The organism is Giesbergeria sp., assembly GCF_028686475.1.
Taxonomy (GTDB): domain Bacteria; phylum Pseudomonadota; class Gammaproteobacteria; order Burkholderiales; family Burkholderiaceae_C; genus Simplicispira.
In genome coordinates, this window is the sequence record NZ_JAQUCA010000043.1 from 1 (window position 1) to 8,355 (window position 8,355).

An 8,355-nucleotide genomic window follows, 5' to 3' on the forward strand; every position below is an offset into this window, starting at 1 on the left:
GTAGGGCAACTGTTTGAGAATGAAATTGGGCATGGGGATTCACCTGCTGGGTGAACAGTATTTGGAGCCTAAACTATTGATTTCAATAGGGGAGCTGGAGATTTTTGACATGAATTCACGGATTCAGATAAATGGTAAATGCTGCATATTCCCATGAGGCTGTATCTGACCATGCTATGGCTTCCAATACTGGCAACGGTGCCCGCATTGAGGCGCACAATATCAGCCACTGGTTTAAACTGCCCGGCGGCGCTTTGCAGGTGATTAGTGAATTAGACTTGACGGTAGAGCCGGGCGAGTTTGTCGCCTTGCTAGGCCCGAGCGGTTGCGGAAAATCGACTTTTTTACGCTTGGTGGCCGGATTGGAGCCTGCCACTACCGGCCAGTTGCTACACGATAGCCAACCCATTACCGAACCCGACCCGTCGCGTATTGTGGTGTTTCAAGACCCAACTTTGTTTCCTTGGCGCACAGTTTGGGATAACGTCGCTTTGGGCCTGCAAGCGCGCGGGCTGCTTAAAACGCAGCGCCACCGCGTCGATGATGCGCTCAAGTTGGTGGGGCTAGAGAGCTTTGCCAAAGCCTTTCCGCACCAACTGTCTGGGGGTATGGCACAGCGTGTTGCTTTGGCGCGCGCTTTGGTCAATGACCCCAGCTTGCTGGTGTTGGATGAGCCACTGGGCAAGTTGGATTCCCTGACGCGCATCGCTATGCAAACTGAGCTGGTCGATTTGTGGCAGCGTACCGGCTTTTCTGCCTTGCTGGTGACGCACGATGTGGAAGAGGCTCTGTTCATGGCCCAACGGGTGGTGGTGTTTTCTGAGCGCCCGGCCACCATCAAGCAAATTTTGGTCAACGATTTGCCCTATCCACGCCACCGTGGAGACCCCCAATTGGCCCAATTGCGCCATGAAGCTTTAGCCCTGCTGGGGCTGGGTGCGAGTTGGTAGGCTTATTCTCTTGTTGGGTATGGATTGGACGTTGCCGCCTGAGGCCCTGAATGGCTTGCTGATGCTGCTGCACGAGGCCCAAATGGGCTTACGTGCGCTGTGCTATGTGCTGGGTTTAGCGCCCGAGGTGCATGGCCAGCCCGCTTGGCCGTTTGCCCAGCGGTTGGCCGGTGAGCTACTGGGGCAAGAGGCTGGCCATGCGCGTCGTGTGGCCCTGGCGTTGTTATCGGGGCTGGCTATTGTGTTCCTATTGGGCCTGTCATGGTGCTGGCGGCGCGCGCGTCCCATCCTTGGGCTATTGACAGCCTTGCTCTTGCTGCTGACACCTTGGCCAGCAGCCCGATTATTGCTGGTACCTGCGGTGCCCACCAGTTTGCACCAGTCTCCTACCCAATTTACCGCCGATGGCATTGTGCGTGGGCAAGCCTTGTACCAGCAGTATTGTTTGCGTTGTCATGGCAGTGATGGTCGAGGTGAAGGGCCAGCTGCCGAGCATTTGCCCATGTGGCCACCCAATTTCAGCGGCGCTTTGCTATGGAAGCGGCTTGATGGTGAATTATTTTGGCGGGTACGCCACGGCTTGCGTGACCGGCATGGGCAAGAAACCATGCCCGGCTTTGCCCAATCCTTGAGTGACCCGCAAATTTGGGAGCTGCTTGACTTCCTCCAAGCCCAAGCTGCCGGAGAATCCTTGCGTGAAGCGGGTGTTTGGACAGCCCCAGTGCGCCTACCTAATGCCCGTGTGCAATGCCGCCAAGGGGGGCAAAAAAATGTACAGGCGCTGGCAGGGCAACGCTTACGCATCGTGTTGGCAAATGATAAACCCTCCGCCATCACCGAAGACCCACGCTTGGTCACGGTCTTTGTGGGCCTTGCGCCCGAAGTTTTGCTATCTATCGACCCAGAATGCCAAAGCAACAGCCCCGAAATGACCCAAGCCTTGGCCTTGGTATTGGGTGTTCCCAGTGCCCAAGTTGCAGGCTATCAATTGCTGGTCGATCGCCAAGGCTGGCTGCGCGTGCGCGGTAAACCGGGGCAAGCAGCATGGTCAGAAAACGATCTGGTCTGCCGCTCCAGTTCTAGTTCTGGCACCGGAGTCGCTCCTGTCGGCAGTGCCGCAGATGGCTTAGAGGCGCTGATCCGCCGCATGGATGCTGAGCCGGTGCGCCTGTTGCGAGGTGGTTTTCCACACGGAACTTGACCGTGGCCGGTGGCTTGTTTGGTTCATGTAGTTTCTGCATGAACACTGCCGTCTTCCTTCGTTGGCACCCGTGCCCACAGCTTTTATCGTCAAGGCTGTTCATCGCTTTTTTCCTAACCGATTTCAAGGAGTTCTCATGGGTGTCCAGTTCATTGGCATGATTCAGCCACACGAAGTATCCGAAACCTTTGCCCGTAAAGGCGCTGCGGTTGATCCCGATTACGTTCGCGTTTTTGCCCAAGCGCATGAGCATGCCGGTTTTGACCGCATTTTGGTACCAGCCCACGGCACTAGCCCCGATAATCTGCTCACCGTCACTTATGCGGCGCTGGCTACGCGCAAAATTCCGTTTTTGCTGGCGCACCGTCCCGGCCTGACAGCACCCACCGTAGCCGCGCGCCAATTGGCCACGCTTGACCAATATTTGAGTGGCCGTATTGCCGTTCACTACATCACCGGCGGCTCGGACGAAGACCAGCAGCGCGATGGCGATTTTCTCAGCCACGATGAGCGTTATGCCCGCACCGACGAGTACCTGACCGTGTTGCGCCGTGTCTGGACGGAAGAGGCCCCCTTCGACCACGAAGGCGCACACTACCGCATCAAAGGGGCGTGGTCGGAAGTTAAGCCGCTGCAAAAGCCCTATGTGCCGATTTATTTCGGTGGCGCTTCAGCCCCGGCGCTGCAAGTGGCGGGTAAACACGCCGATGTCTATGCGTTGTGGGGCGAATCACTGGCCCAAGCGGGCGACTTGGTGCGCCGCGTGCGCGCTGAAGCCGCACAGCATGGCCGCAGCATTGAGTTCAGCATCTCCTTTCGCCCGATTTTGGGGGCCACCGAAGAGCAAGCTTGGGCCAAAGCCGAGCGCATTCTCGAAGACACCCGCCGTTTACGCAGTGAACAGGGCTATGCCCGTGGCGGTGCCCAGCAAAGCGAAGGCGCACGCCGCCTGCTGAGCGATGCCGCCCACGGTGACCGTGTTGATGAGCGCCTGTGGACAGCCATTGCCCGCGAAACCGGGGGCCGCTCCAACACCACCGCATTGGTGGGTACACCTGAGCAGGTGGCCGACGCGCTGCTCAAGTATTACGACCTAGGTATCACCACCTTCTTGATCCGGGGTTTTGACCCGCTGCCCGATGCAATCCAGTATGGCCGCGAACTGCTGCCGTTGGTACGTGCCAAGGTAGCCGAGCGCGAGCGTCTGGCTGCTGCCCAACCACTGCTGAAAGCTGCGTGAGCGGTTCCGCTTTCACCACGTCATCCACTTTTTGCCGAATTGATCCACCATGTCCGCCGTTTTGCCTTCCTTGCCCCGCACGAGTACGCTGGCCCTCAACCCCAAGCCTGAGCGCAAAGACTGGTTTGAACCAACCCCACCGCGCCCTACCGTAGAGGCCGAGCGCCGTTACCGCCAAGAGCGACTGGCCGTGGCTTTTCGCCTGTTTGCCCAATGGGGGTTTGACTACGGTCTGGCCGGGCATATTACCGCCCGCGATCCGCAATGGCCTGACCACTTCTGGGTCAATCCGCTGGGGGTGCATTTCTCGCAGATCAAGGTTTCTGACCTGCTGCTGGTCAACTCGGATGGCGAGATTGTGATTGGCGAGGGGCCGCTTAACCGTGCCGCCTTTGCCATCCATGCGGCACTGCACGAGGCCCGCCCCGACATCGTAGCCGCCGCCCATACCCATTCGGTCTATGGCAAGGCTTGGTCTGCCTTGGGTCGTCCCTTAGACCCACTGACGCAAGATTCCTGCATTTTCTACGAAGACCATGCCCTGTTTGACGATTTCACCGGCGTGGTGCTAGAAAAAGACGAAGGCTTCCGTATTGGCAAAGCGTTGGGTCAGCGCAAAGCCGTGATCCTGAAAAACCACGGCATCCTTACTGCAGGCCCCTCGGTGGAAGCTGCCGCTTGGTGGTACATCGCGCTAGAAAATGCCAGTCAAGCCCAACTGCTGGCCGAAGCCGCAGGCAAGCCCCAGCTAATTCCCCATGCCGTGGCGCAACTTACCCATGAGCAAATTGGTGGACCGAGTGGGGCTGAATTTGCTTTTAAGGCATTGTTTGAACGGTTGGTGCGTGAGCAATCGGAGGTGCTGCAATGAATGCGCCGCTCACTTGGGGCCAAATCGCCCAAACCTTGGCGGTAGAGTTTGCTGCCCGCGCCACCCAGCACGACCGCGAGGCCAGCTTTCCGTTTGAAAATTTTAGCGATTTGCACCATGCCGGTTTGCTGGCATTGGCTGCACCGCGCGCTTTGGGTGGGCAAGGAGCCTCACTGGCCCATTTGGGCGAAGTGATTGGAGCGATTGGTCAGGGCGACCCGGCCACGGCTTTGGTGCTGACCATGCAGTACATCCAGCACCGCAGCATGGGCCAGCATGGCAAGATTTGGCCAGAACATTTGGCACGGCAACTGGTACAAGAAGCGGTGGAGGGTGTCTCGCTCATCAATGCCCTGCGCGTCGAGCCAGAACTGGGTTCGCCCGCCCGTGGCGGCCTGCCGGGCACCGTGGCCCGGCAAACGCCCGAAGGCTGGCGCATCTCGGGGCATAAGGTGTATTCCACCGGCGTGCCAATTCTGAAATGGTATGCCGTCTGGGCGCGCACCGACGAGGCTGAACCACGTCTGGGCACTTTCTTGGTGCCTGCGGGCCTGCCCGGTATCCGCATCGTTGAGACTTGGGACCATTTGGGCCTGCGCGCCAGCGGTAGCCATGATGTGATTTTGCAAGAGGTGCTGATTCCGCATGACTATGCGATGGATTTGCGCCCACCGCACGATTGGGCTGGTGGCGACCCCGGCCTGCAAGCGGATATGACAGTGCTGATGGGTGCGCTCTACACCGGCGTAGCCAGTGCAGCACGCCATTGGGTGGTGGATTTTTTACGCCAGCGCAAACCGGCCAGCTTGGGGGCAGCGCTTGCTACTTTGCCACGCGCACAAGAAATCATCGGCCAAATAGAGGGACGACTACTGACCAACCATCGGCTGATTGCCAGTCTGGCCCGCGATGTCGATGCCGGGCTGGGGGTGCCCAATGTCGACAGCGGCCTGATCAAGGCTATCACCACCAACAACGCTGTCGAGGTGGTGCAGGCGGCCTTGTCACTCAGCAGCAACCACGGTATTTCGCGCAAAAACCCGTTAGAGCGCCACCTGCGCGATGTGCTTTGCGGGCGTATCCACACCCCGCAAGATGACAGCGTGCATATCACTGCCGGGCGGTATGCCTTGGGCGTATGAGATTTTCAATTTTTCAAAGGAGTTCATTATGAGTAACCACGTCTATCAAATTTTGGAATTTACCGGCTCGTCCACCGTTGGATCCGACGAGGCGGTGAAAAACGCCATTGCCAAAGCGGCTGATGCTGCTCGCCAGATCAAATGGTTTGAAGTCGTCGAGACCCGTGGTCAGGTGCAGGACGGTCATGTAGCCCATTGGCAAGTCACCATTAAGGTCGGGCACACCTTGCCCTAAACGCCGTTTTTTCAGCGAGCCTGAACCATGCAACGACGCCAGTTCCAACAGTTATTGACCTCCGCTGTGACCGCGGCGGCTTTTCTGTCCCCCGTTTTAGTCCATGCACAGCCACGGGTGCTGTTGCGCGCCGGTGACCAAAAGGGTGGCCTGCAAGCCCTGTTGGATGCCGCTGGGGAGTTAAAAAATCTCCCCTACGACATCAAATGGAGCGAGTTTCCCGCTGCTGCGCCCTTGGCAGAGGCCCTCAATGCCAACGCGGTGGATTTTGGCACCATTGGCGATGCGCCCTTGCTGTTCACGCTGGCTGCGGGCAGCAAGGTCAAAGCCTTTGCCGCTAACCGCTCGGATGCCTATGGCACGGCCATCTTGGTACGGCCAGACTCCTCCTTCAAAACGGCAGCTGACCTGAAAGGTAAGAGCATTGCTACCAACCGTGGTTCCATCGGCCACTTTGTGACCCTGAAGGCACTGGCCTCGGTCGGTTTGAAAGCCGACGATGTGCAACTGCGCTTTATCCCGCCAGCGGATGCCAAGTTGGCCCTGACGCAAGGTGCAGTAGATGCTTGGGCCACTTGGGAGCCTTACACCGCACTGGCCGAAACCGGCGGTCATGCCAAAGTGCTGGTCAATGGTCGCGGTTTGTGGAGTGGTTTGGGCTTTTTGGCAGCCACCGAGCAAGCCCTGACAGAAAAACGCGCCGTGCTGCAAGACTTCAAGAACCGGGTAGAGCGGGCACAGCTCTGGTCTTACCAGCACAGCCAAGAATTTGGTGCCACGCTGGCGAGCATCATTGGCATTCCGGCCAGTGCTGCGCAATTGCAGTTTGAGCGCCGAGCTACCCGTTGGCAACCTATCAGTGCCGAGATCATTGCTGAGCAGCAGCGCACTGCCGATTTTTATCTGGCCGCCGGACTGCTCAAGCAGCGGTTAGACGTGCAGGCCACCTTTGACACCAGTTTCATTAGCACCAGCGCCGTGCCAGCAGGTAAATCATTATGACCACCCCAAGACAACTGCGCCTAGGCGCTTACTTTACTGGCGCTGGTGTTCAAGGCGATAGTTGGCGTCATCCAGAGGCCCACACCGATGCCTACCGCCACTTTGACCGCTATAAAGAATACGCCCAAAAGCTCGAAGCTGCTTGCTTTGATGCCCTGTTCTTCTACGATAACGTGTTTGCTGCCAGTGATGCGACCACCGTTTCTAGCGCCCCACTTTCTCCGCGCTGGGATCCCTTCGTGTTGGTGGCGGCATTGGCCTTGGTCACGCAGCGCATCGGCCTGGTTGCCACCGTGAGTACCAGCTACAGCGAGCCCTACAACGTGGCTCGCCACTTTGCCTCGCTAGACCAGTTAAGCCAAGGACGGGTTGGCTGGAACATCGTCACCTCCACCGCTGGCGGCGAAAACTTCAACCTGCCTGCCCACCGCGACCATGCCGAACGCTATGAGCGCGCGCACGAATTTGTGGATGTGGTGACTGGGCTGTGGGACAGTTGGGCTGATGATGCTTTTCTGGAAGACAAGGCCAGTGGCCAATGGGCCGACCCGGCGAAGCTGCACGTGCTCAACCATGTGGGCCAGCATTTTCGGGTCAAAGGGCCACTGAACGCCCCGCGCCCGGTGCAAGGCTGGCCGGTACTGTGCCAAGCAGGATCATCTGAGGCGGGTAAGAATCTGGCTGCCCGTGTGGGTGAACTGCTCTACACCGCCGCCCAAGACATCGATGAAGCACGCAATTTCTACAGTGACATCAAGGCCCGTGCCGCACGTTATGGCCGCTCCCCGGAGCATGTCCACATCTTGCCGGGCGTGATGCCGGTGATTGGTCGCACCCAAGCGGAAGCGGATGCCAAATTTGCTGAGCTGTTGGCCTACCGGGATACCGATGTGCAACTGCGTGCTTTGTCTAACTATGCCAGCTTAGGCATCGACCTGACCGGCCTATCACCTAGTGACCGCGTACCTTTGCCCAACCACATTCCGGAGACCAACTCGCACAAGAGTCGCCAAAAATTGCTGGTCGATTGGATACGCCACGAGCGGCCTACCGTACAACAACTACTGACGCAATGGAGTGCTGGCGGCCACCGTATGCTGGTGGGTACGCCCCAAAGCATTGCTGATGATTTTGAACACTGGTTCCACACTGGCGCTTGTGATGGCTTCAATGTAATGTTTAGCAGCACACCGGGTGGACTGGATGATTTTGTCAAGCTAGTAGTGCCCGAATTGCAACGGCGGGGATTGTTCCGCAGCGTCTATACCGGCAAAACCCTGCGTGAGCACTTGGGGTTACCACGACCAGCATTTCCGGTGCAAGCCGCTTGGTCACAGCCCTTGGCTGCGTAAGCGGAGAACACTTTTTGCATATCGATGCGCGCATCAAATGCTTGGTAATGTGTACAAAAACAGCCACATTGGATACCAGTGATCCCACATACTTTGTGAATTAATTGGAGCTGGTGAGGGGAACTTTGATAGCCCGCCTTGTGCGGGCTTTTTTTGCTCTTTGAACTCTACCAGCGGCTCACGCTCGGGGATGACTATGGAAGTTAGAGGCTTTGTTGCACAAATCCCCCGACCGGCAGGTAAGCTAACGTCCCATGAGTGAAGTCGCACCCGCCAAGACCCGCTACAAAACCACCAACTGGCCCGAGTACAACGCCGCCTTGAAGGCCCGCGGCTCGCTGACCCTGTGGTTCGATCCTGAC

8 protein-coding genes and 1 pseudogene are annotated in these 8,355 nt (G+C 58.0%); all 9 read left to right on the top strand.

Annotated elements, in window-relative coordinates; genetic code table 11:
- Positions 1-176: 176 nt before the first annotated feature.
- Entirely contained in the window at positions 177-950 is a 774-nt protein-coding gene (locus PHX60_RS15465; protein ID WP_300079578.1) for an ABC transporter ATP-binding protein, read from the top strand.
- Between the two features lie 19 nt (positions 951-969).
- Complete coding sequence (locus tag PHX60_RS15470; RefSeq protein WP_300079580.1) at positions 970-2,151, top strand: cytochrome c; 1,182 nt, start codon at positions 970-972, stop codon at positions 2,149-2,151.
- Between the two features lie 136 nt (positions 2,152-2,287).
- Positions 2,288-3,391 (top strand): LLM class flavin-dependent oxidoreductase, encoded by a 1,104-nt coding sequence (locus tag PHX60_RS15475; RefSeq protein WP_300079582.1) that lies wholly within the window; start codon positions 2,288-2,290, stop codon positions 3,389-3,391.
- A gap of 49 nt (positions 3,392-3,440) precedes the next feature.
- Positions 3,441-4,262 (top strand): class II aldolase/adducin family protein, encoded by an 822-nt coding sequence (locus PHX60_RS15480; protein ID WP_300079585.1) that lies wholly within the window; start codon positions 3,441-3,443, stop codon positions 4,260-4,262.
- Entirely contained in the window at positions 4,259-5,404 is a 1,146-nt protein-coding gene (locus PHX60_RS15485; protein WP_300079587.1) for an acyl-CoA dehydrogenase, read from the top strand. Before PHX60_RS15480 ends, PHX60_RS15485 begins: the two co-directional genes overlap by 4 nt.
- A gap of 28 nt (positions 5,405-5,432) precedes the next feature.
- Positions 5,433-5,639: a dodecin gene (locus tag PHX60_RS15490; RefSeq protein WP_300079590.1), complete on the top strand. Its 207-nt coding sequence runs from the start codon at positions 5,433-5,435 to the stop codon at positions 5,637-5,639.
- 27 nt (positions 5,640-5,666) lie between these two features.
- On the top strand, positions 5,667-6,641 hold the full coding sequence (locus PHX60_RS15495; protein WP_300079593.1) for an ABC transporter substrate-binding protein: 975 nt from the start codon (positions 5,667-5,669) through the stop codon (positions 6,639-6,641).
- Positions 6,638-7,993, top strand: a complete 1,356-nt coding sequence (locus PHX60_RS15500) for an LLM class flavin-dependent oxidoreductase (protein ID WP_300079595.1) — start codon at positions 6,638-6,640, stop codon at positions 7,991-7,993. Before PHX60_RS15495 ends, PHX60_RS15500 begins: the two co-directional genes overlap by 4 nt.
- A 254-nt stretch (positions 7,994-8,247) precedes the next feature.
- Positions 8,248-8,355 (top strand): annotated as a pseudogene (locus PHX60_RS15505) (IS5/IS1182 family transposase); the annotation flags it as partial.